Raw genomic sequence first — 24,343 nt, forward strand, 5'->3', positions numbered from 1 at the left:
TGATTGCGCGCTCGATCCGCGCCACCGCAGACCATGGCGCTGACCTGCACTTTCGCGTCAGATGAGGCCCTGCAGAAGCAACATTCGACAGCGACTACAGGTGAGGTCGACGTGCGCGCCACTCGGTCGGGCACCTGGTCGATCCGACGAATTCAGCCCTGACCTGGGCATTCGCAATCACGCGCCTCCCGACGGCGGCCGATGACCCCTTGTCACACGGTCAGGAGATACAGAAAAGCGGGCCGTCCAGATGGACGACCCGCCTCTGACCTGCGGTTTCTCTGTCGGGCTGACAGGATTTGAACCTGCGACCCCTTGACCCCCAGTCAAGTGCGCTACCAAGCTGCGCTACAGCCCGAGCTCGCGACGCCAGGGGCGCCGGTGAGCTGCGTCGAGAAGGTTACCCGACGCCGATCGGCCTCCGAGGGGTGGGTCAGCCCTTGTGGAAGTCCTTCGCCTTGGACTCCCGGACCTTCACCGAGACCTCGATCGGGGTGCCCTCGAAGCCCCACTTCTCCCGCAGCTTGCGCTCCAGGAACCGCCGGTAGCCGGCCTCGAGGAAGCCGGTGGAGAACACCACGAACCGCGGCGGGCGGACGTCGGCCTGGGTCACGTACTTGATCTTGGGGGCCCGGCCGCTGCGGGGCGGCGGCGGGGTCTCCTGCACCAGGGCGCGCACGTAGTTGTTCAGCTCCGCGGTCGGCACCCGGAACTCCCACGACGCGAGCGCGCCGCGCAGGTGGTCGGCGAGCTTGTTCACGCCGCGGCCCTTGAGCGCGGAGATGTTGACCCGGTGCGCCCACTGGATGCGGGCCAGGTCGCGCTCGATCTCCTTCTCCAGCTGGGCGTGCCGGTCCTCGTCGAGGGTGTCCCACTTGTTGATCGCGATCACCACGGCGCGGCCGGCCTCGATCACCTGGGTGATCACCCGCTGGTCCTGCTCGCTGATCACCTCGTCGGCGGCCAGCAGCACGATGGCCACCTCGGCGGCCTCGATGGCGGCCTCGGTGCGCAGGCTGGCGTAGTACTCGGTGCCGCTCGCCGTCCCGACGCGGCGGCGCAACCCCGCGGTGTCGACGAACTTCCAGTCCTCGCCGTCCAGCCGCACGATCGAGTCGACCGGGTCGACCGTGGTGCCGGCGACGGAGTCGACGACCGAGCGCTCGGCCTTCGACAGCCGGTTGATCAGGCTGGACTTGCCCACGTTGGGCCGCCCCACCAGAGCCACCCGGCGCGGACCACCCAGCTCCAGGGACTCCCGCGGCGCCTCGGGCATCGAGTCCAGCACCAGGTCCAGCAGGTCACCGGCCGAGCGGCCGTGCAGCGCGCTCACCGGGAACGGCTCCCCCAGGCCCAGCGACCACAGCTCGGCGGCACCGGCCTCGGCGCGCTCGTCGTCGACCTTGTTGGCCACGACGATGACCGGGGTCTTCGACCGGCGCAGCACCTTCGCCGCCGCCAGGTCGGTCTCGGTCACCCCGACCTGGGCGTCGACGACGAGCACGATGACGTCGGCGGTCCTCATCGCGTACTCGGCCTGCCGGGCGATCGCCGCGGCCATGCCCGACGCCTTGGGCTCCCAGCCGCCGGTGTCGACGACGGTGAAGGTCTTGCCGTTCCACAGCGCCTCGTAGGAGATCCGGTCGCGGGTCACCCCGGGGATGTCCTGGACGACGGCGGCGCGGCGGCCGATGAACCGGTTGACCAGCGTGGACTTGCCGACGTTGGGGCGTCCGACGACGGCCACGACGGGCAGCGGGCCGGTGGGTGTGGTGCTCACGTGTTCGCTCTCTCTCGGGCCAGCCCGACGATCGCGGCGATCGTCTGGTGCCGTTCCCAGTGGGTGCTGTCCACGGTGACCGCGTCGGTCGCCGGGCGCAGCGGGGAGTCGGTGCGGGTGCTGTCGTAGGTGTCGCGGCGGCGCAGGTCGGCGGCGATCGCGGCGATCTTCGCCGGGTCGGTCACGCCGAGCTGGGCGGCCCGCCGCTCGGCGCGCGCCTCGGGCTCGGCGGTCAGGTAGACCTTGAGCGTGGCGTCGGGCAGGACGACGGTGCCGATGTCCCGGCCCTCGACCACCACCGCGACGGCGTCGCCCACGAGGGACCGCTGGGCGTCGACCAGCAGCCGACGGACGGCGGGCACCGCGGACACCGGCGAGACCGCACGGGTGACCTCGCTGCCGCGGATCCGGTCGGTGACGTCGACGTCGTCCACCGTGACCTGCTCGGTGGCCGCGTCGGTGCCGATGCCGATGACGGCCTCGGTGACCGCGCGGGTGATGCCGTCGGCGTCGTCCAGGTCGACCCCGGCGTCGAGGACGGCGACGGTGGCCGCCCGGTACATCGCGCCGGTGTCCAGGTAGGCAGCACCCAGCTCGAGCGCGACCGCCCGGGCCACGCTGGACTTCCCGGTGCCCGACGGGCCGTCGAGCGTGACGGCTCCGGAGAAGGCGGTCACTGGGCGATGTCCTTGCGGAGGGCGACGGCGCCGCGCAGGTACACGTGCGCGATCTCGGCGCGGGGGCGGTCGGTGGCCACGTGCGCCATCAGCCGCAGCACCCGCGGCAGGGCGTGCGGGACGGCGATCTCGGTCGCGCACATCAGCGGGACGTCGCCCAGCCCCAGCTCGCGGGCGGCCAGCGCGGGGAACTCGCTGACCAGGTCCGGCGTGGCGGTGAACAGGATGCTGATCAGGTCCTCACCGGTCAGCCCGTTGCGGTCGAGGACCTCGGCGACCAGCTCGCGGGTCGCCGCCAGCACCTGCTCGCGCTCGTCGGCGTCGACCTGCGTCGCGCCCCGGATGGCTCGGACGGCCACGTGCACTCTCCTGTCGTGTGCGGTCCCTCCCGGGACCTCGATCGGTGGTGTCGGGCGCCCCGTCAGAGGCCGACGAGCTCCTGCAGCTGGCCGACCTCGGCCCGGGTGAGCTTGCGGATGACGCCGGTGCGCATGCGGGCCAGCTCCAGCGTGCCGACCTTGGTGCGGGTCAACCGCGAGACCGGCAGCCCCACCTCGGCCAGCAGCCGGCGGACGATGTGCTTGCGGCCCTCGTGCAGCACGACCTGGACGACGGACTGCCCGGCGTGCTGGTCGACCAGCTCGAAGTGGTCGACCTTGACCGGGCCGTCCTCGAGGTCGATGCCGGCCCGCAGGCGGCGGTCCAGGTCGCGGGCGACCGTGCCGGAGACCTGGGCGAGGTAGGTCTTGGACACCTCGTAGGAGGGGTGCGCCAGCCGGTGCGCCAGCTCGCCGTCCGTGGTGAGGATCAGCAGGCCCTCGGTGTCCTGGTCCAGCCGGCCGACGTGCACCAGGCCCTTGGCCAGGTCGCCGACCATGTCGCCGACGCAGGGCCGGCCGCGGTCGTCGCTCATCGCGGTCAGCACGCCGAAGGGCTTGTTGAGGGCGTAGGTGACCCGGTCGTTGCGGATCTCGATGCGGACGCCGTCGACGGCGATCTGCGCGGTCGCGGGGTCGACCCGCATGCCCTGCACGAGCACGACCTTGCCGTCGACCGAGACCCGGCCCTCGGCGATCATGTCCTCGGAGACCCGGCGGGAGCCGACGCCGGCGCGGGCGAGCACCTTCTGCAGCCGCTCGCCCTCGCCCTCGGCCACCGGGGTGCTCTCGCGCTCGCCTGGGTGCGCGGGGGCCAGCTCCATGTCCTCGGACCAGACGCCGTGCTCGTCGCCCTGCAGACCGGTGTCGTCGGCGGGGTTCTCGGGGGTGGTGCTGTCGGTCATCAGGTCCTTCTAGGAATCGGGGCGTTCGGCGATCACGGTGCGGGTCTCGGGCAGCAGCGGGCCGAGCTCGGGGAGCTCGGCGAGCCCGGTCAGGCCCAGCCGTTCCAGGAAGAGCGGGGTGGTGGCGTACAGCCCCCCACCGCTGTCGGGGTCGGTGCCGCACTCGTACACCAGTCCCCGGGATGCCAGGGTACGCACCACGGCGTCCACGCCGACCCCGCGGATGGCCGAGACCCGGGACCGGGTGACCGGCTGGCGGTAGGCGATGACGGCCAGCGTCTCGAGCGCGGCCTGGGTCAACCGGCTGCGCTGGCCGTCCAGCAGGTGCCGCTCGACGACCGCGGCGTGCTCCTCGCGGGTGTAGAGCCGCCACCCCTCGCCCACCCGGCGCAGCACCACCCCGGCCCGCCGGGCGTCGTACTCGGCGCCCAGCTCGGCAAGCGCGGCGCGCACCTGGCCGACGGTGCAGCGCAGGGTCTCGGCCAGCGTGACGTCGTCCACCGGGGTGTCGACGACGAACAGCAGCGCCTCGAGCCCGCCGCGCAGCTCCCACGGGTCGGCGACCTCGGGCTCGTCGGCGGGCTCGTCGCCGGCGGCCGGGTCGGCCTCCTCGACGGGCACCTCGTCCAGCGGCCGCAACGGCACGTCCGGCGCAGTCGCATTGCCGGGAACCGCGGTCTCCGGCAGCTCCGCGGGCTCGTCGGGCACCGGCGGTGGTCCGGGTGCGGGTGGTGGCGCAGGGGTGGACGCCGGGGTGAGGGAGCGGGCCAGCGCGGCGGCCGCGTCGTCCCACCCCCGCGCCTCCTCGGCAGCCGCGGCCTCCTCGGCGGCGGCGAGCTCGGCGGCCAGCTGCTCCCACGAGATGGGGCCCTCGCTCACGCGTACTCCTCGGCCGCCGCGGCCACCGCGTCGTCGTCCTCACCGGGCAGCCGGCCACCGACCAGCTGCGGCCCGGTCCACGACACGACCAGCTCGCCCAGCGGGGTCTCCTGCGCGACGTCGACCAGCTGCTGCCGGTACAGCTCCAGCAGCACCAGGAAGCGGGCGACCACCTCGAGGGTGTGCCCGCAGTCGGCGGTGAGCGAGGCGAAGGTGGTGCGGCCGCGCTCGGCGACCCGACGGCGCACCAGCAGCAGCTGCTGGCCGACGTCGACGGTCGAGGTGTGCAGGTGGGTGACGTCGACCGTCGGCGGGGGCTTGGGCGTGAGCGCCTGCCGGGCCAGGTCGGCGAACTGCTCGGGGGTGACGCCCAGCAGCACCTCGGGCAGCAGCTGCGCGAACCGCGGCTCGAGGGCGACGTCCCGGGGGAAGCGGCGGGCCGCCTCGGACTCCCGCTCGCGCAGGAAGCCCACCACCTGCTGGTAGGCCCGGTACTGCAGCAGCCGGGCGAACAGCAGGTCACGGGCCTCGAGGACGGCGAGGTCGTCCTCGTCGTCGACCTCGGCCGCCGGCAGCAGCCGGGCCGCCTTGAGGTCGAGCAGGGTGGCCGCCACGAGCAGGAACTCCGAGGCCTGGTCGAGGTCGAGCTCGTCGCCGAGGGCGTGCAGGTGCGCGATGAAGTCGTCGGTCACCTGCGAGAGCGCGATCTCGGTGACGTCGAGCTGGTGCTTGCCGATCAGCTGGAGCAGCAGGTCGAACGGGCCCTCGAAGTTCGTCAGCCGGACGCGGAACCGCCCGTCACCGGCATCGGCGACGGGCGGTTCCGCAAGGCTGGTCACTGCACGAGATTACTTCGACAAGTTCCTGACCAGCACGGAGTTCTCGCCGTGGGCGTCGAGGTCGGCCAGCAGGACGGCGATCGCCTCGCGGACGATGCGCCCCCGGTCGGCCACCACGCCGTGGTCGCCGCGCAGGTTCAGCCGCGCCGTCTCCAGCGCCAGCAGCTCCTCGGCCGAGCAGTAGACGGTGATCTTCTCCTCGTGCTTCACCCGGGTGCGGGTGCGGGAGCTGGGCAGGGTGCGCAGGGTGGCCAGCTCGTCGCGGGCGGAGCCCTGGATCAGCTGCAGCGGGGCGGGGGCGGCGGAGTCCTCGGCCGGCAGCACCGGCTCGGCGGGCCGCCGGTGCGCGTTGCCGCGCAGCGACGGGCTGGCCGCCGCGGCGGCCAGCGAGGGCAGCTGCGAGACCGGGGCGGCGTTGCCGGTGTCGGTGTCGGCGGCGGCGTCGGTGCGCCGGAAGAACAGCTCGCTCGCGCCGGGGAGGACGGGGCGTCGTGTCACAGGGCCAGAACCTCCTTGGCGAGATCGCGGTAGGCCTGCGCGCCGGTGGAGGTCGAGGCCCAGGTGGTGATCGGCTGCCCGGCGACGGTGGTCTCGGGGAAGCGCACGGTGCGGGTGATGACGGTCTGGAACACGGTGTCCCCGAACGCCTCCACCACCCGGCTGAAGACCTCGCGGGCGTGCACGGTCCGTGAGTCGTACATCGTGGCGAGGATGCCGTCGACCTCCAGGGAGGGGTTGAGGCGCTCCTTGACCTTGTCGATGGTGTCCACCAGCAGGGCCACGCCGCGGAGGGAGAAGAACTCGCACTCCAGCGGGATGATCACGCCCTGCGCGGCGGTCAGCGCGTTGACGGTCAGCAGGCCGAGCGAGGGCTGGCAGTCGATGAGCACGTAGTCGTACTCCTGGCGCACCTCGGCCAGCACGCGCAGCAGCGACTGCTCGCGGGCGACCTCGCTGACCAGCTGCACCTCGGCGGCGGACAGGTCGATGTTCGACGGCGCCAGGTCCAGCCCGCGCACGTGCCCGACGTTGCGCACGATGACGTCGCGCAGCGTGGTGTGCCGCTCCATCAGGGCGTTGTAGACGGTGCGCTCGAGCTGTTGGGACTGGATGCCCAGCCCGACCGACAGCGCGCCCTGGGGGTCCAGGTCCACCAGCAGCACCCGGCGGCCGTGTTCGACCAATGCGGCGCCCAGGTTGATGGTGGACGTCGTCTTGCCGACCCCGCCCTTCTGGTTGCACATGGCCACGATGCGGGCGGGGCCGTGCCGGTCCAGCGGCTTGGGCGTGGGCAGCGGGCGCTGCCGGGCCTTGGCCGGGTCGGTGCGGCCGGCGGGGGCGCCCATCTCCACGTCCGCCGCCTCCGCGCGCGGTCGCGCGGTCGCGGTCCTCGTCACGACGGGTGTCGCCATCCTCGGTGCCTCTTCCCTCGGTCGAACGTCCGGTCCTGGAGCGGTCCTGCGACCCGGCGCTTCCCCGGCGCCGTGTCGACTTGTCGCCCTACGACCCATCCATCGGCAGTTGTCGCCCGGGGTGTGACCCCGTCCTGCCCCACCGATCCCAGGGGCACCTACGAGGTGGTCAGCGCAGGGCGCGGCGCCGTGTCAGCGCAGGGCGCGGGGGTGGCTGGTCGCGTAGACCTCGCGCAGCCGGTCCACCGTGACCAGCGTGTAGACCTGGGTGGTGGTCACCGAGGCGTGGCCGAGCAGCTCCTGCACCACCCGCACGTCGGCCCCGCCGTCGAGCAGGTGCGTGGCGAACGAGTGCCGCAGGGTGTGCGGCGACAGGTCGGCGAGGTCGGCCAGGCCGGCGCGCTCGGCCGCCGTCCGCAGGATCGCCCAGGCCGACTGCCGGGACAGCGGCCCGCCCCGGGAGTTCAGGAACAGCGCCCCGCGGACGGCGCGGCCGGTCACCAGGGCCGGCCGGGCCCGCACCAGGTAGTCCTGCACGGCCCGGACGGCGTAGCTGCCCACCGGCACGACCCGGTGCTTGCCGCCCTTGCCGGCCAGCCGCACCACGCCCGACCCCGCGTCGAGGTCGTCCACGGCCAGCCCCACGGCCTCGGAGATGCGGGCGCCCGTGCCGTACAGCACCTCCAGCAGCGCCCGGTCGCGCAGCGGGCGCGGGCCGTCCCCCGCCCCGGCGGCGTCCAGCAGGGCCTCGACCTGGTCGACGGTGATCGCCTTGGGCAACCGCCGGGCGGGGGTCGGCGGACGCACCTCGGCCGCGACGTCGTCGCCGACCAGGCCGTCCAGCAGCGCGAACCGGTGCAGCCCGCGCACGGCGACCACCGCGCGCGCCGCCGAGGACGCCGACAGGGGCGGGTGCTCGTCGTCTCCGCTGCGCAGCGCGACGAGGAAGGCGGCGACGTCGGACTCCCCCACCTCGCCGAACCCGCGGACCCCGCCCGCCTCGAGGAACCCGGCGTAGCGGCGCAGGTCCCGCCGGTAGGAGCTGATCGTGTTGGTGGCCAGGCCGCGCTCGACGGTCAGGTGGTCCAGGTAGCCGGTGATCACCCTCGCCACCGCCACCGCCGTCGCCACCACCACCCCACTCTCCCCCGCCCTCCCCCCGGTGATCACGGACCTGTGCGCCGGACACGCCGGGACCCGGTGTCCGGGGGTCCGTGATCACCGGGTGGGACCGGCTCGGCACCCGCACGATCGCACCCATGCGCCTCTACGCCGACCGGCCGGTCCTCCGCACCCGGCAGCTCACCGCCGACCTGCTGCTGCTGGGCTGGGCGCTGCTCTGGGTGCTGGTCGCCCGCGCCGTGCACGCCGCCGTCCTCGTGCTGGCCGAGCCCGGGGTGCAGCTGGAGTCCCTGGGCCGGTCGATCGGCGACACGATGGGCGACGCCGCCGGGGTGGCCGGCGACGTCCCGCTGGTCGGGGACGACCTGTCCTCGCCGTTCCGGTCCCTGGGCGAGTCCGGCGACGGCGTGGCCGGCGCCGGGCAGGGCCTGCAGGACGCCGTGCACACCCTGGCCTGGGTCCTCGCCGTCGCGCTGGTGGTCATCCCCGTCGGGTGGGCGCTGGTCCGCTGGGCCACCTGGCGGCTGGGCTGGGCCCGCGAGGCGACCGCCGCCGGCGGTCTGGACGTCGAGCTGCTCGCCGCCCGGGCGGTGGCCACCGCCCCGCTCCCGGCGCTGGCCGGTCTGCCGACCGGCACCGGCGCCGCGTGGCGCGCCGGGGACGCGAGCGCCGTCCGGGCCCTGGCCGACCTGGAGCTGCGCCGGCTGGGCCTCCGACCGGGATCAGAAGCCGGTGTCGACGGCGCGCAGCTGCGGTGACGCCGAGCGGTGCGCCGCGGCAGCCAGGATGCCGATGACGGCCAGCGCGTTGCGCACCGTGCCGTCGAAGACCATCTGCAGCGCCCGGTCGAGCGGCACCCGCTCGACGGTCATGTCCAGCTCCTCGTGCTCGACCACGAAGCCCTCGGGCCGGTCGACCGGCGACAGGCCCTCGGCGAGGTAGAGGCCGACCAGCTCGTCGCAGAAGCCCGGGGTGGACAGCGAGGTGGTGAGCAGCTGCCACCGCGCCGCGGCCAACCCGACCTCCTCGGCCAGCTCGCGCTTCGCCGTCTCGAGCGGGGGTTCGCCGGCGGCGTCGCGCAGGCCGGCCGGCAGCTCCCACAGGTGCTCGCCGATGGCGTGCCGGTACTGCTTGAGCATCACGACCGCGCCGTCGTCGTCCAGCGCGAGGACGCCGACCGCACCCGGGTGGGCGACGACCTCGCGCACCGACGACCCGCCCTCGGGCATGGCGACGGTGTCGCGGCGCAGCGAGATCACCCGGCCGGTGTAGATCTCCTCGCTGGCCAGGACCTCGTACATCAGATGCCCATCTCGAGGTCGGCGGGCACCGGGATGCGGCCGGACTCCTGCCGGTCGACCGCGGCCTTCACGAACGCGGCGAACAGCGGGTGCGGCCGGGTGGGCCGGCTCTTGAGCTCGGGGTGCGCCTGGGTGCCGACGTAGAACGGGTGGACGTCGGCCGGCAGCTCGACGAACTCGACCAGCGTGCCGTCGGGCGAGGTGCCGGAGATGACGAGGCCGGCCGCGGTGAGCCGGTCGCGGTAGGCGTTGGCCACCTCGTAGCGGTGCCGGTGCCGCTCGGTGACCTCGGTGGAGCCGTAGGCCGCCGCGGCGACCGAGCCCTTGGTCAGCGCGGCCGGGTAGCTGCCCAGCCGCATGGTGCCGCCGAGGTCGCCCTTGCCGCCGACGATGTCGACCTGGTCGGCCATCGTGGAGATGACCGCGTCGGGGGTCCCGGGGTCGAACTCGGCCGAGTTGGCCCCCTCGACGCCGGCCAGGTTGCGCGCGGTCTCGATGACCATGCACTGCAGACCCAGGCACAGGCCCAGGGTCGGGATGCCCTGCGTGCGGGTGTGCCGCAGCGCGCCGAGCTTGCCCTCGATGCCGCGCACGCCGAACCCGCCGGGCACGCACACGGCGTCGACGCCGGCCAGCGCGGCCGCGGCGCCCTCGGGGGTCTGGCAGTCGTCGGAGGGCACCCAGCGGATCTGCACCCGGGTGCGGTGGGCGAACCCGCCGGCCCGCAGCGCCTCGGTCACCGACAGGTAGGCGTCGGGCAGGTCGATGTACTTGCCGACCAGGCCCACGGTGACGGTGTGCTTGGGGTTGTGCACCCGCTCGAGCAGGTCGCCCCACACGGTCCAGTCGACGTCCCGGAAGGGCAGCCCGAGCCGGCGGACGACGTAGGCGTCCAGGCCCTCGGTGTGCAGCACCTTGGGGATGTCGTAGATCGACGGCGCGTCGGCGCAGGAGATGACGCCCTCGGCCTCGACGTCGCACATCAGGCTGATCTTGCGCTTCATGCCGTCGGGGATCTCGCGGTCCGAGCGGCAGACCAGCGCGTCGGGCTGGATGCCGATGCTGCGCAGCGAGGCCACCGAGTGCTGGGTGGGCTTGGTCTTCAGCTCGCCCGAGGGCGCGATGTAGGGCACCAGCGAGATGTGCAGGAAGAAGCAGTTGTCCCGGCCGATCTCGTGCCGCACCTGGCGGGCGGCCTCGAGGAAGGGCAGCGACTCGATGTCGCCGACGGTGCCGCCGATCTCGGTGATCACGACGTCGACCGGGTCGCCGTCCCGGCCGGCGGACTGCGCGCCGGCCAGCATGCGGGCCTTGATCTCGTTGGTGATGTGCGGGATGACCTGCACGGTGTCGCCCAGGTACTCCCCGCGGCGCTCCTTCGCGATCACGTCGGAGTACACCTGGCCGGTGGTCACGTTGGCCCGGCCGGTGAGGTCGGTGTCCAGGAACCGCTCGTAGTGCCCGATGTCCAGGTCGGTCTCGGCGCCGTCCTCGGTGACGAAGACCTCGCCGTGCTGGAAGGGGTTCATGGTCCCCGGGTCCACGTTCAGGTAGGGGTCCAGCTTCTGCATCGTCACCCGCAGACCGCGGGCCGACAGCAGGGCTCCCAGCGAACTCGCGGTCAACCCCTTGCCCAGCGAGGAGACGACGCCACCGGTCACGAAGACGAACTTCGTCGGGGCTGAGTTGGGGAGCAGATTCCGAGGTTCAGTCAGTCGACCCACGGGCGCTCACGCTAACACGGTCGCCGGGGGCCTCCCCGCGGTCGACCGGCGCCGCGACCAGCCACACCAGCAGGGGCACCAGCAGCGTGGCCGAGGTGGCCGGGATGGCCACCCCGGAGTCGTTCACGGCCGCCGAGACGACCAGGCCCAGCGCCACCGACAGCAGCCCGGCCCGCAGCACGCGGACCTCGTCGGCCGGCAGCTCGCCCACCCGCCCGTCCGGCCCGGGGCGGAGCGGACCGCCGGGGCGGAGGAGCCACACCGCGGCCACCGCGGCGACCAGCAGCGTGTAGGCCAACGTGCTGCCCAGCAGGATGCCCAGGTTCGCCGAGGCCTTGCGCCCGACGACGGTGAGGGCCTCGCCGTCCAGGATCTGGGCGACGAACCGGCCCAGGTGGCTGCGCTCGGCGGGCGGGCGGGTCCAGTCCAGCACCGCCACCGAGCCGACGGCGACCACCGCGGCGGCGAGGACGGCGACCAGCCGCAGGACGGTGACCCGGATGCCGCCCAGCAGCATGGCCAGCAGCAGGAACCCGGGGACCGCGCCCAGCACGCCGCCGAAATCCCGGCCCAACCCCGGGGCCCCGATGACCGCGACCACCGGCAGCATCATCACGAGCACGGTGACCAGCGCCCGTCGCCGGCGCCGCCCCTCGGGGGCGCGCCGGGCCAGCCAGCCGGCGGCCGCGGCGGTCAGCAGGAGGGCCGCCACCGGCATGAGCCCGAACGTCAGGTTGCCGAACCCGGTGAACCGTCCGGCGACGATCGCGTCGTAGCCGAGCAGCCCGTCCAGCTCCAGGTGCGAGCCGGTCAGCACGTCGGCCACGGGCACCGCGGCGGTGACGGCCAGCACCACGAGCGCGGGGCCGGCGCGGTGCCGGCGCCAGGGCCCGGCCACGGCCACCAGCGCGACGAGCGCGGTCGCGGCCAGCACCGAGCCGGCCAGGGCGGTGCGGGGCGCCCCGCTGTCCTCCCACGGCGCGAGGGAGGCCAGGTAGGTCGCCACCGGCAGCGAGGCCGCGAGCAGGCACAGCGGGCGGACCAGCCGGCGCAGCCGGTCGCGGGCCCGGGTCGGCGGCCGCAGCCGGGCCGTCAGCCGGGCCGCCGCCCGGCGCAGCCGTTCCGGTGTCCGGCGAGGAGCCGTCCAGCCGCCGACCGCGAGCAACCCCAGCCCGACCACGACGGCCAGCACGAGCACCAGGACGCCGAAGAAGTCCCCGGTGCTCCGGTAGTGCACGACGGCCCGGCTGTTGGCGTCCTCGAGCTCGGCGACCGCGTCGGCCAGGGCAGGCCGCCCTGCGGTCGTCGACATCGCCTGCCCGTTCATCGAGGCCGGCTGGTCCACCCCGAGCGCGGCCAGCGCCGTCGGTGCGGCATCGATGAGCTGCACGAACGGCGCCCGGCCGGTGCTGGCCGACGTCAGCCAGCCGCCGTCGAAGCCCGCCCCGTGGGCCATGGCCACGTGCAGCTGCGGGCGACCGTCGTTGACCTCGGAGATCCCGTCGACCAGCAGCAGGGTCTCACCGGGCAGCGTGTCCAGCACCGCGCGGAGGGACGCCAGGGAGGTGTCGACCGCCGCCAGCGCGGCCGGGCGCGAGAGCGGGTCCGTGCCGGTGTCGGTCTGGTCCTCGCCGGGGGCGCCGGCGTCGACCAGCGGGTCGAGGGAGACCAGGGAGAGCGGGCAGTCCTCCAGCAGGTCGGCGGTGGCCACCGGGTCGCTGGGCAGGGCGTCGAGCTGGGTCAGCTGGGTGTCGACCCCGGCGGCGGCCACCGTGGCGGCCCGGCCCGCGGTGATCGCGCACCCGACGGCGTCCGACAGCGCCGCGGGCTGCGCGCCGAAGCGGGCGGTGGCCTCGTCGCTCGCGATCAGCGCGACGGCGGCCTGCGGGTCGGCCAGACCCACGGCGGCCACCTGCTCCTGCAGGCCGCAGTAGGACAGCGAGGTGTCCTCGGGCACGCTGTCGAACAGCCCCGGCGGGTCGGTCGCCGGCTGGCCGGCGGTCTGGTCCTCGGGCAGCGGGACCGGTGGCAGCGGGTCGGGCCGGCCGGCCCAGCGGGCCCGGTTGCCGGCGCCGAGGGTCGCCCACCCGTCCAGCACACAGGTGGTGGAGCGGGCCGCCCGCACCGACAACGACCCGATCGCCGACTCACCGGCCAGCTGCCACAGCGCGGGGGTGCGCTCGGGGTCGACGTCGGACCAGGTCAACCCGGGGATGCCCACGACCACCACCCGGTCGGCGGAGGTCGGCGCGGAGGTCGGCGCGGCGGCTGGCCCGGCGGCCGACGCCGGGTCGGTGAACCCCCCGAGCAGGGCGAGGACGGCGACCACGACGACCGCCGCCCGCCGCAGGCCCCTCACGGGACCGGGCCGAGGAGCTCGCGGTAGACGGCGACCAGCGACCGGGCGGTCCCCGCCTCGTCGGGCCACGTCGCGGCCCGGGCGCGGCCCGCCTCGGCCAGCGCCGCGGCGCGGACGGGGTCACCGAGCAGGGCGCCGACCGCGGCGGACAGGGCGGCCGGGTCACCGGGCGGGACCAGCTCGGCCGCGTCGCCGACCAGCTCCGGGATGCCCCCGACCCGGGTGGCCACGAGCGGGGTGCCCGACCGCAGGGCCTCCTGGGCGGTGAGCGACCGGGCCTCCCACACCGACGGCAGCACGCAGAGGTCGGCGGCGCCCATCAGGTCGGCGACGTCGGTGCGGCGGCCCAGCAGCCGCACGGGGAGGCGCTCGGCCGTGATCCGGGCGGTCAGCTCGGCCGCCAGCGGTCCGTCGCCGGCCACCGCGACCCAGGGGCCGTCGGTCCACCCGGCAGCGGCGTCGAGCAGGGTGTCGTAGCCCTTCTGCGGGTGCAGCCGCCCGACCGCGAGCACCAGCGGTCGTCCCTGCGGCACCCCGAGCTCGGCGCGGACCTCGCCGCGGGACCGGGTGACCGGCGGCAGCGGGGGCGCCGACACCGGTGCCACCCGGACGTCGCGGGCCCCGGCCGCCCAGGCGTTCTCGGCCAGGTCGCCGGAGGCCGCCAGCACCAGGTCGGCGGCCCGGATGGTGGCCGCCTCGACCCGGCCCAGCAGCGCCTGCTTCGCTCCGGCGCCGGGTTGCAGCGCGTTGTGCAGGGTGAGCACCAGGGGCGCGCCGCCGTGCCCGGCCGCCCGGGCGAGGGCGGCGACCAGGCCGGCCCGCAGCCCGTGGGCGTGCACCAGCTCGGCGCCGGCGGTGGCCCGGGCCAGGGCCAGCACGGCCCGGGGATCACCGGGCACGGCCGAGATCTGCACCGGCCGGAACGCGGCCGCGGACGAGAACCCGAACAGCGAGTCGGTGGCGGCCGGGCCGCAGACCCGGGTGCGCGCCCCGGCCCGGGCCAGCGCGGGCAGGAGGGAGCGCACGTGCGTGCCCACCCCGCCGGTGCTGGTGGCCAGCACCGCCGCGATCCGTCGTCCCTCCAGCTCTGCCCCGCTCACCGGGCCTCCCCCGCCGTCGACCGCTCCGCTGACCCCGCCGATGTCCCGCTGCCCGGTGTCCCGCTGCCCGGTGTGCCGTCGCCCGAGCCCCGCAGCCCGGCCACGGCGGCCAGCAGCGGTCGGCGTGCCAGTGCCATCATGACCGCCCCCGCCACGACCAGGACGACGACGCCCGCCACCATGCCAGTGCCGACGGCTGCCAGCACCCCACCGGTGGGCACCGGGTCCGCGCCCAGCGCCCGCGAGACCGCCAGGCCCGCGGCACCGCCCAGCAGGCCGGCGAGGACGGCGACGCCGGCCACGCGCGGGAGGCCCGTGAGCGCAGCGGCACCGACCGTGCGGCCGACCACGACCAGCAACCCGACTCCCGCGACGGTCACGCCGGTGGTGTGCCCCAGGGCCAGGGCGACCGCCCGGTCGTCCGCGGGCAGCACCGCGGACAGCACCAGGTCGGCCACCACGGCGACCAGCCAGCCCCCGGCCACGCACACGGTGGGCGACCGCCACGACCCGCGGGCGTACAGCGCCCGGGTGAGCACCGCCACCAGGCCGTAGCCCAGCAGGCCCGGCACGAACGCGACGATGGTCGGGGCCAGCCGGACCGCCGACGCGGCGTTCTCCGGCGACGCCAGGTAGACCCGGGCCATCGGCCCGGAGACCGCGACCAGCCCGGCGGCCGCGACCGCCGACAGCGCGACGACCAGGACCACGACCGGGGCCAGCACGCGCCGGAACCCCTCGTCGTCGCCGACCGCGGCGCGCTCGCTCAGCCCCGGGTAGGCCGAGGTGGCCAGCGGCACGGCCAGGGCGGCCCAGGGCAGCAGGAACAGCGTCATCCCGGCGAAGTACACGACCTGGGTGCCGTCCGGGACGGCACCGGCGTTGGCCAGCCGGATGGCGACGACGGCGACCAGCTGCTGACCGGCCAGCGTGATGACCCCGGCCAGGGCCAGCCGGCGGACCGCCGGTGCCGCACCCACCGGGAACCGCAGCCGGGGCCGCAGGCCCAGCCGCAGCCCCTGCAGCGGCAGCAGCAGGCACCCGGCGAGGGCGACGACACCCAGCGTCGTGCCGACCCCGAGCACCAGCTCGGCCGGCCGCGACAGGTCCTCGACGTCCCGGCCGCCCCCGATGCCGGCGAAGGTCAGGTAGGCCCCGGCGACGACGACCGAGGACAGCAGCGGGGCCAGGGCGGGCCCGGCGAAGCGGCGGTGGGCCTGCAGCACGCCGGTCAGCACGATGCCGATGCCGTAGAGCACGACCTGCGGGGCGAAGACCACCAGGAACCGCGCCGCGAGGTCGACCTTGCCCGGGTCGGCGGCGTCGTCGCCCAGCAGCGCACCGGCGATCGGCCGGGCCAGCAGCGCCAGGGCGACGGCCAGCGGGGTGAGCACCAGCAGCGCCCAGCCCAGCAGCGCCGAGGCGGTCTGGCGGACCTGCTCGCGGTCACCCGCCGCGATGCCGCCGGCCAGCATCGGCACGACCAGGCTGGCCAGCGCCCCGCCGGCCACCACCTCGAAGACGATGTTGGGCACGTTGTTGGCTGCGAGGTAGGTGTCGCCGGTGGACGCGGCGCCCACGGTGTTGGTGAAAACCACGCTGCGGCCGAAACCGGCCACGCGGGCGAGCACGGTGAGCACGGCGATCAGCGCCGCCGCACCGGCCACCCCGCGGACGGCCTGCTGGCGGGTCACCTCAGGTGGCGCGCCGGCCGAGCCGGTCGAGCTCGCGCAGGCCCGGGGTGGACTCGATGACCTGGGTGAAGCTGACCTTCTCGCTGGCGAGGGTCAGGCCGGTGATGAGCGCCAGGGCCGTCACCCGGGCCGGGCGCGACCGTCCCGCGGCCAACCGCAACCCGAGCACGGCGCCCAGGGCGTTGGCGCCGGCGTCGCCGAGCATGACCCGCTCGCCCAGGTCGGTGGGCAGCACGGCCAGGGAGGCGCCCAGCGGGCCGGCCACCAGGCCACCCGAGGGGCCGGCGAGCAGGCCGGCCGCGAGCAGCGACCCGGCCTTGGCCGCGCGACCGGGGCGCAGGTCGAGCAGGTTCACCAGGTTGGCGGTGCCGGCCACCAGCCCGGTGGTGAGCACGCCGTCCGCGAGGGCGCCGACCCCGCGGCCCCGGCGGGTCAGGACGGCGGCGACCAGCCCGGCCGCACCGATCCCGGCCACCTTGACCGCCCCCGCGGACACCCTGCCCTCGCGCAGCGCGGCGAGGTGCCCGGCCAGGCCCTTGTCCCGGGCCTGGTCGGGGCGGGCGCCGGCGAGGTCGTCGTAGCCGCCGACGACCCCGGAGACCGCGCCGACGACGGCCGCGGCGGACCCCCACCCGGTGGGTGCCCCGGCCGCGGCGGTCGCGGTGGCGGCGGCCGCCAGCACCGGGCCGCCGAGCAGGGTGAGCGGACGCCCGGCGTAGTTGACCCGCCGCCACCGGGCAGCGCCCGGGCGGTCGGCGGAGCTCAGCGCACCGGCCAGCCCGGCCCGGGCCAGCGCCGCGCCCGCCGCGGCCAGCGCGAGCCGGGAGGCCATCAGTTGCCGGCCCCGCTCCCGGCGGTGGCCGGGATAGGCGGCACCGGCTGGGCGTCGTCCCCTGTGCCGAACTTGCCCGACGTGCCCTCGCCCTCGGTGGACAGCGCCAGCACGGTGCTGATCCGGCCCTCGGGGGCGTTGGCGTTGTCCACCGTGGAGACCAGGGTCGAGGCCTCGGTGTCGGCCCGGATCGTGCCGACCAGCCCGCCGTCGGCAGCGGCCCCGGCGTCGCCGGAGACCACGGTGCCCGAGCCCTGCCGGTCCAGGGCGGTGACCAGCTGGACCAGGGTCGCGTTGCGCTCAGCGGCGTCGTCCCCGGTCAGCGAGCCCGAGGTCAGGAAGATCGCGTAGTCCGCGGCGACGACGCTGGCGCTGTCCTGGGTGAGGACGCCCAGGGTGGAGAGACCGCCGAGCACCTGGGCGGTGGCGGTGGTGGCCGGGGCCTCGGACGTGCTGCCCTCGGCGGCCCGCGGGATCATCAGCACCTGCGCCAGCAGGCTGGCCACCAGCTCACCGGTGTCGCTGGTCTCGGTGGGCAGCTCGACCCCGGCCGGCAGGGCGCCCTGGGTGGCGAGGTAGTTCTGCAGGCTCGACGCGGACCCGGGGTCGCTGTAGGCCGGGTTGAGCCGGACGGTGCCGTTGACCGTGGCCCCCGCGTCGCCCAGCAGCGAGGTGATCTCGTCGACGGCGTCGGTGTCGACGTCCTCGTTGCCCACGACCAGCAGCACCGAGCGCCCGGTGAGGGTGCCGGCCACGAGCGCGGGCCCGACCTCCTCGGCGAAGCCGCCGGTGGAGTCCAGCTGCGCCTGCAGGCCCTGGTTGGTGTCCTCCAGCGACCGCTTGTCCTCCTGCAGCCCGCTCACCTGGGTCTGCAGGTTGTCCAGCAGACCGCCGTTGAGCGCGGTCGTGCCGATCACGATGCCCAGCGCCACGGCCAGGAAGACCGCGATCAGGGAGACGAGGTGGTAGCGGAAGTCGATCACGAGAAGAGGTTCTCCAACCAGAACACGAGGCTTTCCCACTGGTCGACGAGCAGGTCGACGTAGATGCGGCCGGCGGTGGACACGGCCAGCGCCGCACCGATCGAGACGAAGGCGGCCAGCACCAGCAGGACGAGGGCGAGGGTCGAGATGCGGCTGCGGTAGAGCCGGGACACGCCCTTGGCGTCCACCAGCTTGCCGCCCAGCCGCAGCCGGGTGAGGAAGGTCGAGGCCATGCCGCCGCGCCCCTTGTCCAGGAACTCGACCAGGGTGGCGTGCGTGCCCACGGCCACGATGAGCGTGGCGCCCTTCTCGTCGGCCAGCAGCATCGCGATGTCCTCGCTGGTCGCCGCGGCCGGGAAGGTGATCGCCTCGACCCCCAGGTCGAGCACCCGCTGCAGGCCGGGGGCCCGGCCGTCGGCGTAGGCGTGCACGACCACCTCGGCGCCGCAGCGCAGCACGGCGTCCGAGACGGAGTCCATGTCGCCGATGATCATGTCCGGCTGGTAGCCGGCCTCGATGAGCGCGTCGGCCCCGCCGTCGACCCCGATCAGCACCGGGCGGTAGTCGCGCACGTAGGACCGCAGCGCGCCGAGGTCCTCCTTGTAGTCGTAGCCGCGGACCACGATGAGCACGTGCCGACCGTCGATCTCGGTGCGGACGTCGGGGACGCCGACCCCGTCGAGCAGGAGGGCCCGCTCGGTCTTCATGTACTCCATCGTGTTGGCCGCGAAGGCCTCGAGCTGGGTGGACAGCCCGGCGCGGGCCTCGGTCATCGCCTCGGCGATGGTGGCCTCGGTCTGCTCGGTGCCGGTGGCCACCGCGACGTCGTCGACCAGCAGCGCGTTGCCCTCGAGGCGAACCGTCGTGCCCTCCTTGACGGCGGCGAAGACCTCGCGCCCGACGCCGTCGACCAGCGGGATGCCGGCCGCGGCCAGGATGCCCGGGCCCAGGTTCGGGTAGCGGCCCGACGTGCTGGCGGCGGCGTTGACGACCCCGCCGACCTTGCAGGAGACCAGGGAGTCCGCGCTCACCCGGTCGATGTCGACGTGGTCGATCACCGCGATGTCACCGGGCCGCAACCGCTTGGTCAGGTTCTTCGTGCGGCGGTCGAGCCGGACGGTCCCGCTCACGCCGGGGGCGGTCTCGGTGGCGCGCCCACGCCGCAGGGAGCCGATACGCATGGTCACGATCGTCGCACGGCCCTCGCGCGCGGACCCCTACCGACGCGCTCCGGCCCTCCCCGCGCGGCCACCGTGCACCCCGATCCGGCACCGGTCCGGTCACGGATCGTGAGCGACACCGGGCCGCCGCGACACGCCGGTCCAGGTTCCGGCACCACGTCGGGACCGGTTCCTCGCGGCCTCTAGCGTGGTTCGGGTGACTGGTGGGGCCCGGGCAGGGCGAGCTGCAGCGACCGTGCCGACCGACCCCACCCGGTCGGAGATCGGTGCAGCGACCGCAGTCGAGCGTCCCGAGGACGTCGTCGCCGCCGACGCCCGCGCCCAGGCCCGCGCGGCCGCGCCCGACGAGGTGGAGCTCGCGCTCACCGACGTCCCCGCTCCCGACCCCGCCCCCGACCCCGCCCCCGGCCCCGCCCCGGTCGACCCGCCCGAGCCCGCCGCGCCGGCGGCGGCGAAGCCCGCCTCCCGGCGCCGGAAGAAGGGCGTCAACCTGCGCGAGGTCCGGCGGCAGCAGACCCGCGAGGCCATCGTGGACGCCGCGGCCGCGCTGTTCGCCGAGCGCGGCTTCGACCACGTCAGCGTGCTGGAGATCGCCCAGCGGGCCGGTGTCGTCGAGAAGACGGTCTTCAACCACTTCCCGGTGAAGGAGGGCCTGGTCTTCGAGGCCGACCCGCCGATGCAGGCCGCCCTGCTGGACGCCGTCCGCCGCCGTCCGGCCGGGGAGTCGGTGGCGGCCGCGGCCGGCACGTTCATCGTCGCCGCCTGCAGCCGCCTCGGTGACCCCGCGGCCGCGTCCACCGTGGCCGAGATGGCCCGGGTCATCCGCGGCTCCCGGACCCTGCAGGTCCGCGAGCGGGAGATCCTCGGCCAGCTCACCGACGCCCTGGCCGAGCAGATCACCCTCGAGACCCGGGCGGCGCCCGGTGAGCTCGAGCCGTGGCTGGCGGCGCACTCGGTGCTGGGGCTGTACCAGGCACTGCTGGAGATGGCCCGCGACCGGGTGCTGTCCCCCACCGGGGGGCCCGCCGGCCACGCCGACCTGGTGGCCGAGCTGCGGGCCAGCGGTGAGCGCGGGCTGTCGCTGCTGCAGTTCGGCCTGGCCAGCTACTCGAAAAGGAAGAGGACCTGACCGCCCCCCCACGACACGCTCCGCGCGCCGCGGGCCCCTGCGGTCAGGCCGTTCCAGCATCTCGCCGGGCCTTCTCGAGGAGTTCTCGGGCGTGGGCCTGGCCGGTGTCGCTGTCGGTCAGGCCCGAGAGCATCCGGGCCAGCTCGCGGACCCGGTCCTCGCCCCGCACCGCCCGGATGTCGGTGGCGGTGACCCCGGCCCCGGTGTCGGCGTTCTTGTCCACCACCAGGTGGGTGTCGGCGAACGCGGCCACCTGCGCCAGGTGCGTGACGACGACGACCTGGTGCTCGCCGGCCAGCCGGGCCAGCCGTCGGCCGATCTCCCCCGCCGCCTGACCACCCACGCCGGCGTCCACCTCGTCGAAGACCATCACCGGCACCGGGTCGGCCCCGGCGAAGACCACCTCGATGGCCAGCATCACCCGGGAGAGCTCGCCGCCCGAGGCCCCCTTGTGCACCGGCCGGGCCGGGGCGCCCGGGTGGGCGGCCAGCAGGAGCGCCACCTCGTCGGCGCCGTCGGGGCCGGGGTGCTCCGGGTCGGTCTCGACGGAGAACGACACCCGCGCCGCGGCCATGGCCAGCCCGGCCAGCTCACGGCCGACGTCGGCGGCGAACCCGTCGGCGGCAGCGGTGCGCCCCGCCGTCACCCGGGCCGACAGCTCGCGCAGCTGCGCCCGCGCGGCGTCCCGCTCCGCCGTCAACTTCTCCAGCGCCTCGTCGGAGACGTCGAGCCGGTCCAGCCGCTCCTCGGCGTCCTGCGCCCAGGCCAGCACCCCGGCCACCCCGGCCCCCGCGTCGGCGTAGCTGCGGACCAGTGCGGTGATCGCGGCCCGGCGGTCGAGCACCTCGGCGAGGCGGGCGGGGTCGGCGTCCAGGTCGGCCACGTAGCCGGCGAGCTCGACCCCGACGTCCCCGACCACGGCGCCGACGTCGGCCAGCCGCGTCGCCAGTGCCCGCAGGTCCGGATCCCCGGCCGCGGCCAGCGCCCGCTGCCCGGCGGCCAGGGCGGAGACGGCGTCCTGCGGTGCGTCGTCGGAGCCCCCGAGGTCGCCGGTGGTGTCGCCGACCAGGGCCAGCCGGGCCTCGTCGGCGGCGGCCCGCAGGGCGTCGGCGTCGCCGAGCCGGGCGGCCTGGGCGTCGAGCTGGGTGTCCTCGTCGGGCTGGGGGGCGACGGCGGCGATCTCCTCCAGCCCGCGGCGGAGGACCTCGGCGGTCTGCGCCAGCTCGCGGGTCTGGGTGCGACGGCGTTCGAGGTCCTCGGCCAGCTGCCGCCAGCGGGCGTGGGCGGCCCGGTGCGCCTCGACCAGCTCGAGCTGACCGGGGCCGGCGTAGCGGTCCAGCGCCCGGCGCTGCTCGGCCGGGCGGGTGAGCCGCAGCTGGTCGGTCTGGCCGTGCACGGCCAGCAGGTCCTCGGCGAGCTCGGCGACCAGGCCCACCGGCACGCTGCGGCCACCCAGGTGGGCCCGGGACCGGCCCTCGGCGCTGACCGTGCGGGCGAGGATGAGGGTGCCGTCCTCGTCGGGCTCGGCCCCGGCGTCGGCGGCGCGCGCCCAGACGGGCGAGTCGACCGGCAGGGCCAGCCGACCCTCGACCCCGGCTCGACCGTTGGCGCGCACCCGGCCGGGGTCGGCCCGACCACCGAAGAGCAGGCTCAGACCGGTGACCACCATGGTCTTGCCGGCGCCGGTCTCACCGGTGACGACCGTCAACCCCGGGTCGAGGTCGAGGGTCACGTCCTCGATCGCGCCCAAGCCGTGGATGTGCAGCTCGACCAGCGCCCCGTTGCGCGCCGGCACCGCAGCCGTGACGGGTGCCGTGGTGGGTGCCGCAGCGGGGCGGCGGGTCGGCTCACGCCTGGGCACCGGGCACCTCGTCCCTGGGTCGGGCGTCGGCGGTGTCGTCGCGCAGCAGCACGTTGCGGGCGCGCGGGAGCTCCTGGCCCGGCCCGGCGTGCCCCCGACCGCCGCGGAACCCGCGCACGGGCAGCCCGAACTTGGCCACCAACCGGTCGCCGAAGCTGCGCGGCTGGACCCGGGCGATGCGCACCGGCCGGTCGGAGCGCCGGACGTCGACCCGGCCCCCGAGGGGGATCTCGACGGTGCGCCGGCCGTCGGCGGACACCCGCGCGCGGGTGCCGTCGGCCGGGACCCCGACGGTCAGCACCGACTCCGGCGAGGTGACCAGCGGCCGGGCGAACAGCGCGTGGGCGTTCGTGGGCACCAGCAGCAACGCCTCGACGTCGGGCCACACGACCGGACCGCCGGCGGAGAACGCGTAGGCGGTGGAGCCGGTGGGGGTGGCGGCGAGCACGCCGTCGCAGCCGAAGCTGGTCAGCGGCCGCCCGTCGATCGCGATGACGACGTCGAGCACCCGTGAGCGCTCGACCTTCTCGACCGACGCCTCGTTGAGGGCCCAGGTGCCACCGGTCCACACGCCGTCGGCGTCGAAGACGTCGACCTGCAGGGTGAGCCGTTCCTCGACGGAGTACTCGCACTGCTCGATCGCCGACAGCGTCTCCTCGACCGTCTCGGGCTCGGTCTCGGCGAGGAAGCCGACCTTGCCCAGGTTCACCCCGGTGAGCGCTGCGTCGGTGGCCCGGGCCAGCTCGGCGGCGCGCAGGAAGGTGCCGTCGCCGCCCATGACGATGACGACCTCCGCCCCGTCGGCCGCCTCGGGGCCGAAGGGCACCACCTCGGCGCCCTCGATGCCGAGGTCGGCCGCCTCGTCGTCGAGCAGCCGCACCACCAGCCCGGCCTTCTGGAGCCGCTCGGCGGAGGTGCGGGCCAGGTCGATGATGTCGGCACGCCCGGTGTGCACGGCCAGGAGCACCCGGCGGACGCCGTCGGCCGGGGTGCAGGCGGTGCTCTCGGGGGGCTGTACGGCGGTCACTGGGGGCCTTCCTGGACTGCTCGGGCGATGGCGTCGGGCTGCGGCGGCGGTGCGTCGGCCCGCAGGTGGAGGAAGAACTCGACGTTGCCGGCCGGGCCCGGCAGCGGGCTGGCGACGACCCCGGCGGTGCCCCAGCCGAGCTCGTGGGCCGCACGGGCGACCGCGGTGACGGCCTCGGCGCGGTGGCCCAGGTCGCGGACGACGCCGCCGGTGCCCAACCGCTCGCGGCCCACCTCGAACTGCGGCTTGACCATGGGCAGCAGCTCGCCGTCGGGCCGGGTGCAGGCCAGCAGCGCCGGCAGCACCAACCGGAGGGAGATGAACGACAGGTCGGCCACCACCAGGTCGACCGGGCCCTCGATCACCTCGGGGGTGAGCGTGCGGACGTTGGTGCGCTCGTGGACGACCACCCGGTCGTCGGTGCGCAGGGACCAGGCCAGCTCGCCGTACCCGACGTCGACGGCCACGACCTGGCGCGCCCCTCGGCTCAGGCAGACCTCGGTGAAGCCGCCGGTGGAGGCACCGGCGTCCAGCACCCGGCGGCCGTCGACCGCCACGCCGAGGCCGTCGAGCGCGCCGATCAGCTTGTGCGCCCCGCGGGACACCCACGACGGTTCGTCGGGTTCGGTGCGGACGACGACCGGGGTGCCGGCCTCGACGCCCGTGGCGGGTTTGGTGGCGGCCTGGCCGGCCACGGTCACCCGCCCCTGCGCGATGAGGGTCTGGGCGTGCTCGCGCGAGCGGGCCAGGGATCGGCGGACCAGCTCGGCGTCCAGCCGGGCACGGCGGGCCATCAGCGCCGCCGACCGGGAGGGCAGGCCCTCACAGCTGGTCGATCGTGGCGAGCAGCCGGTGCAGGCGGTCGTGCTCGGCGGCGAGGACGTCGGCGTGCTCGGCTACCGGGAGGTCGCGCAGCACGGTGCCGAGAGCGCCCCCGTCGGCCGCCCCGGCCGGGGGGACGGCGGGCGGTGCCGACGGCAGCCAGGCCCCGGGGCGGGGCGGTCGTGCCTGCGGTGCGCTCACCCGGTGCCCCTCCCGTCGTCGGACTCCCCGACCGGTGGCCGGGGCCCCTGCGAGGTTACCGGCCGCGGCCGACGGCGCGGGCCGCCCAGGGCCCCCGGTAGCGTGCCCGGCGATCCCGACGCCGGCCGGGACCCCGAA

The 24,343-nt window shown here is 75.5% G+C and carries 23 protein-coding genes and 1 tRNA gene; 2 read left to right on the forward strand and 22 right to left on the reverse strand.

The genetic code is table 11. From position 1 onward, the window contains the following. Positions 1 to 284 precede the first annotated feature (284 nt). The 10 genes from BLS67_RS06640 to xerD all read right to left on the reverse strand — a co-directional run bounded on the left by BLS67_RS06640 (position 285) and on the right by xerD (position 8,006). Positions 285 to 358: transfer RNA gene (locus BLS67_RS06640), tRNA-Pro, on the reverse strand. A 75-nt stretch (positions 359 to 433) separates the two neighbouring features. Next, positions 434 to 1,780: a ribosome biogenesis GTPase Der gene (gene der, locus BLS67_RS06645; RefSeq protein ID WP_242653862.1), complete on the reverse strand. Its 1,347-nt coding sequence runs from the start codon at positions 1,778 to 1,780 to the stop codon at positions 434 to 436. Continuing rightward, positions 1,777 to 2,457 (reverse strand): (d)CMP kinase, encoded by a 681-nt coding sequence (cmk, locus tag BLS67_RS06650; protein WP_091241749.1) that lies wholly within the window; start codon positions 2,455 to 2,457, stop codon positions 1,777 to 1,779. Before cmk ends, der begins: the two co-directional genes overlap by 4 nt. Continuing rightward, the gene (gene aroH / locus BLS67_RS06655; protein ID WP_091242016.1) at positions 2,454 to 2,816 is read right to left on the reverse strand and encodes a chorismate mutase; all 363 of its coding nucleotides are present in this window, start codon (positions 2,814 to 2,816) and stop codon (positions 2,454 to 2,456) included. Before aroH ends, cmk begins: the two co-directional genes overlap by 4 nt. Before the next feature lie 62 nt (positions 2,817 to 2,878). Further along, on the reverse strand, positions 2,879 to 3,739 hold the full coding sequence (locus tag BLS67_RS06660) for a pseudouridine synthase (protein ID WP_278247113.1): 861 nt from the start codon (positions 3,737 to 3,739) through the stop codon (positions 2,879 to 2,881). 9 nt (positions 3,740 to 3,748) lie between these two features. Next, on the reverse strand, positions 3,749 to 4,618 hold the full coding sequence (gene scpB / locus BLS67_RS06665; RefSeq protein WP_242653863.1) for an SMC-Scp complex subunit ScpB: 870 nt from the start codon (positions 4,616 to 4,618) through the stop codon (positions 3,749 to 3,751). Continuing rightward, positions 4,615 to 5,457 (reverse strand): segregation and condensation protein A, encoded by an 843-nt coding sequence (locus tag BLS67_RS06670; RefSeq protein ID WP_091241753.1) that lies wholly within the window; start codon positions 5,455 to 5,457, stop codon positions 4,615 to 4,617. Before BLS67_RS06670 ends, scpB begins: the two co-directional genes overlap by 4 nt. Before the next feature lie 9 nt (positions 5,458 to 5,466). Further along, a complete protein-coding gene (locus BLS67_RS06675) occupies positions 5,467 to 5,955 on the reverse strand; it encodes a hypothetical protein (RefSeq protein ID WP_091241757.1) in 489 nt (162 codons plus the stop codon). Then, positions 5,952 to 6,869, reverse strand: coding sequence for a ParA family protein (locus BLS67_RS06680; RefSeq protein ID WP_091241759.1), 918 nt, complete (start codon positions 6,867 to 6,869; stop codon positions 5,952 to 5,954). Before BLS67_RS06680 ends, BLS67_RS06675 begins: the two co-directional genes overlap by 4 nt. A 192-nt stretch (positions 6,870 to 7,061) precedes the next feature. Further along, the gene (gene xerD / locus BLS67_RS06685) at positions 7,062 to 8,006 is read right to left on the reverse strand and encodes a site-specific tyrosine recombinase XerD (protein ID WP_091241762.1); all 945 of its coding nucleotides are present in this window, start codon (positions 8,004 to 8,006) and stop codon (positions 7,062 to 7,064) included. 122 nt (positions 8,007 to 8,128) lie between these two features. Between xerD and BLS67_RS06690 the strand changes: the two genes are divergently transcribed. Continuing rightward, on the forward strand, positions 8,129 to 8,749 hold the full coding sequence (locus BLS67_RS06690) for a hypothetical protein (protein ID WP_091242030.1): 621 nt from the start codon (positions 8,129 to 8,131) through the stop codon (positions 8,747 to 8,749). Here the strand turns inward: BLS67_RS06690 and BLS67_RS06695 are convergent. Genes BLS67_RS06695 through steA form a run of 8 tightly spaced genes read right to left on the reverse strand, consistent with a single transcriptional unit; the run spans position 8,714 to position 19,114 of the window. Next, entirely contained in the window at positions 8,714 to 9,292 is a 579-nt protein-coding gene (locus BLS67_RS06695; protein WP_091241765.1) for an NUDIX domain-containing protein, read from the reverse strand. The two genes, BLS67_RS06690 and BLS67_RS06695, sit on opposite strands and share 36 nt — an antisense overlap. Next, the gene (locus BLS67_RS06700; protein ID WP_278247114.1) at positions 9,292 to 11,016 is read right to left on the reverse strand and encodes a CTP synthase; all 1,725 of its coding nucleotides are present in this window, start codon (positions 11,014 to 11,016) and stop codon (positions 9,292 to 9,294) included. The genes BLS67_RS06695 and BLS67_RS06700 overlap by 1 nt, the downstream gene beginning before the upstream one ends. Continuing rightward, entirely contained in the window at positions 11,000 to 13,375 is a 2,376-nt protein-coding gene (locus tag BLS67_RS06705) for a hypothetical protein (RefSeq protein WP_091241769.1), read from the reverse strand. The genes BLS67_RS06700 and BLS67_RS06705 overlap by 17 nt, the downstream gene beginning before the upstream one ends. Further along, positions 13,372 to 14,475 (reverse strand): glycosyltransferase family 4 protein, encoded by a 1,104-nt coding sequence (locus BLS67_RS06710; protein ID WP_091241773.1) that lies wholly within the window; start codon positions 14,473 to 14,475, stop codon positions 13,372 to 13,374. Before BLS67_RS06710 ends, BLS67_RS06705 begins: the two co-directional genes overlap by 4 nt. Continuing rightward, positions 14,472 to 16,169, reverse strand: a complete 1,698-nt coding sequence (gene murJ, locus BLS67_RS06715; RefSeq protein WP_091241776.1) for a murein biosynthesis integral membrane protein MurJ — start codon at positions 16,167 to 16,169, stop codon at positions 14,472 to 14,474. The genes BLS67_RS06710 and murJ overlap by 4 nt, the downstream gene beginning before the upstream one ends. A gap of 1 nt (position 16,170) precedes the next feature. Then, positions 16,171 to 17,001 (reverse strand): hypothetical protein, encoded by an 831-nt coding sequence (locus tag BLS67_RS06720; RefSeq protein ID WP_091241779.1) that lies wholly within the window; start codon positions 16,999 to 17,001, stop codon positions 16,171 to 16,173. Then, positions 17,001 to 17,984, reverse strand: a complete 984-nt coding sequence (locus BLS67_RS06725) for a copper transporter (protein WP_091241782.1) — start codon at positions 17,982 to 17,984, stop codon at positions 17,001 to 17,003. The genes BLS67_RS06720 and BLS67_RS06725 overlap by 1 nt, the downstream gene beginning before the upstream one ends. Beyond that, positions 17,981 to 19,114: a putative cytokinetic ring protein SteA gene (steA, locus tag BLS67_RS06730; protein WP_242653865.1), complete on the reverse strand. Its 1,134-nt coding sequence runs from the start codon at positions 19,112 to 19,114 to the stop codon at positions 17,981 to 17,983. Before steA ends, BLS67_RS06725 begins: the two co-directional genes overlap by 4 nt. A 286-nt stretch (positions 19,115 to 19,400) precedes the next feature. On the opposite strand from steA, the gene BLS67_RS06735 reads away from it, so the two are divergent. After that, complete coding sequence (locus tag BLS67_RS06735; protein WP_242653866.1) at positions 19,401 to 20,294, forward strand: TetR/AcrR family transcriptional regulator; 894 nt, start codon at positions 19,401 to 19,403, stop codon at positions 20,292 to 20,294. Between the two features lie 43 nt (positions 20,295 to 20,337). Here BLS67_RS06735 and recN read toward each other — a convergent pair whose 3' ends face one another. Genes recN through BLS67_RS06755 form a run of 4 tightly spaced genes read right to left on the reverse strand, consistent with a single transcriptional unit; the run spans position 20,338 to position 24,205 of the window. After that, complete coding sequence (gene recN, locus BLS67_RS06740) at positions 20,338 to 22,155, reverse strand: DNA repair protein RecN (RefSeq protein ID WP_207500367.1); 1,818 nt, start codon at positions 22,153 to 22,155, stop codon at positions 20,338 to 20,340. Further along, positions 22,142 to 23,182, reverse strand: coding sequence for an NAD kinase (locus BLS67_RS06745; RefSeq protein WP_207500369.1), 1,041 nt, complete (start codon positions 23,180 to 23,182; stop codon positions 22,142 to 22,144). Before BLS67_RS06745 ends, recN begins: the two co-directional genes overlap by 14 nt. Then, positions 23,179 to 23,976 carry a TlyA family RNA methyltransferase gene (locus BLS67_RS06750; protein WP_091241791.1) on the reverse strand — a complete coding sequence of 266 codons (798 nt, stop codon included), beginning with the start codon at positions 23,974 to 23,976 and terminating at the stop codon, positions 23,179 to 23,181. Before BLS67_RS06750 ends, BLS67_RS06745 begins: the two co-directional genes overlap by 4 nt. Positions 23,977 to 24,004: 28 nt before the next feature. Then, the gene (locus BLS67_RS06755) at positions 24,005 to 24,205 is read right to left on the reverse strand and encodes a hypothetical protein (RefSeq protein ID WP_091241795.1); all 201 of its coding nucleotides are present in this window, start codon (positions 24,203 to 24,205) and stop codon (positions 24,005 to 24,007) included. Positions 24,206 to 24,343: the final 138 nt, after the last annotated feature.

The sequence above is a fragment of the Klenkia soli genome (assembly GCF_900103975.1).
Lineage (GTDB): Bacteria > Actinomycetota > Actinomycetes > Mycobacteriales > Geodermatophilaceae > Klenkia > Klenkia soli.

Coding starts and splice junctions, on each gene's coding strand:
- BLS67_RS06720 (WP_091241779.1), bottom strand. CDS start 17,001: ATGGCCTCCCGGCTCGCGCTGGCCGCGGCGGGCGCGGCGCTGGCCCGG.
- BLS67_RS06750 (WP_091241791.1), bottom strand. CDS start 23,976: ATGGCCCGCCGTGCCCGGCTGGACGCCGAGCTGGTCCGCCGATCCCTG.
- BLS67_RS06660 (WP_278247113.1), bottom strand. CDS start 3,739: ATGACCGACAGCACCACCCCCGAGAACCCCGCCGACGACACCGGTCTG.
- BLS67_RS06680 (WP_091241759.1), bottom strand. CDS start 6,869: ATGGCGACACCCGTCGTGACGAGGACCGCGACCGCGCGACCGCGCGCG.
- BLS67_RS06690 (WP_091242030.1), top strand. CDS start 8,129: ATGCGCCTCTACGCCGACCGGCCGGTCCTCCGCACCCGGCAGCTCACC.
- BLS67_RS06695 (WP_091241765.1), bottom strand. CDS start 9,292: ATGTACGAGGTCCTGGCCAGCGAGGAGATCTACACCGGCCGGGTGATC.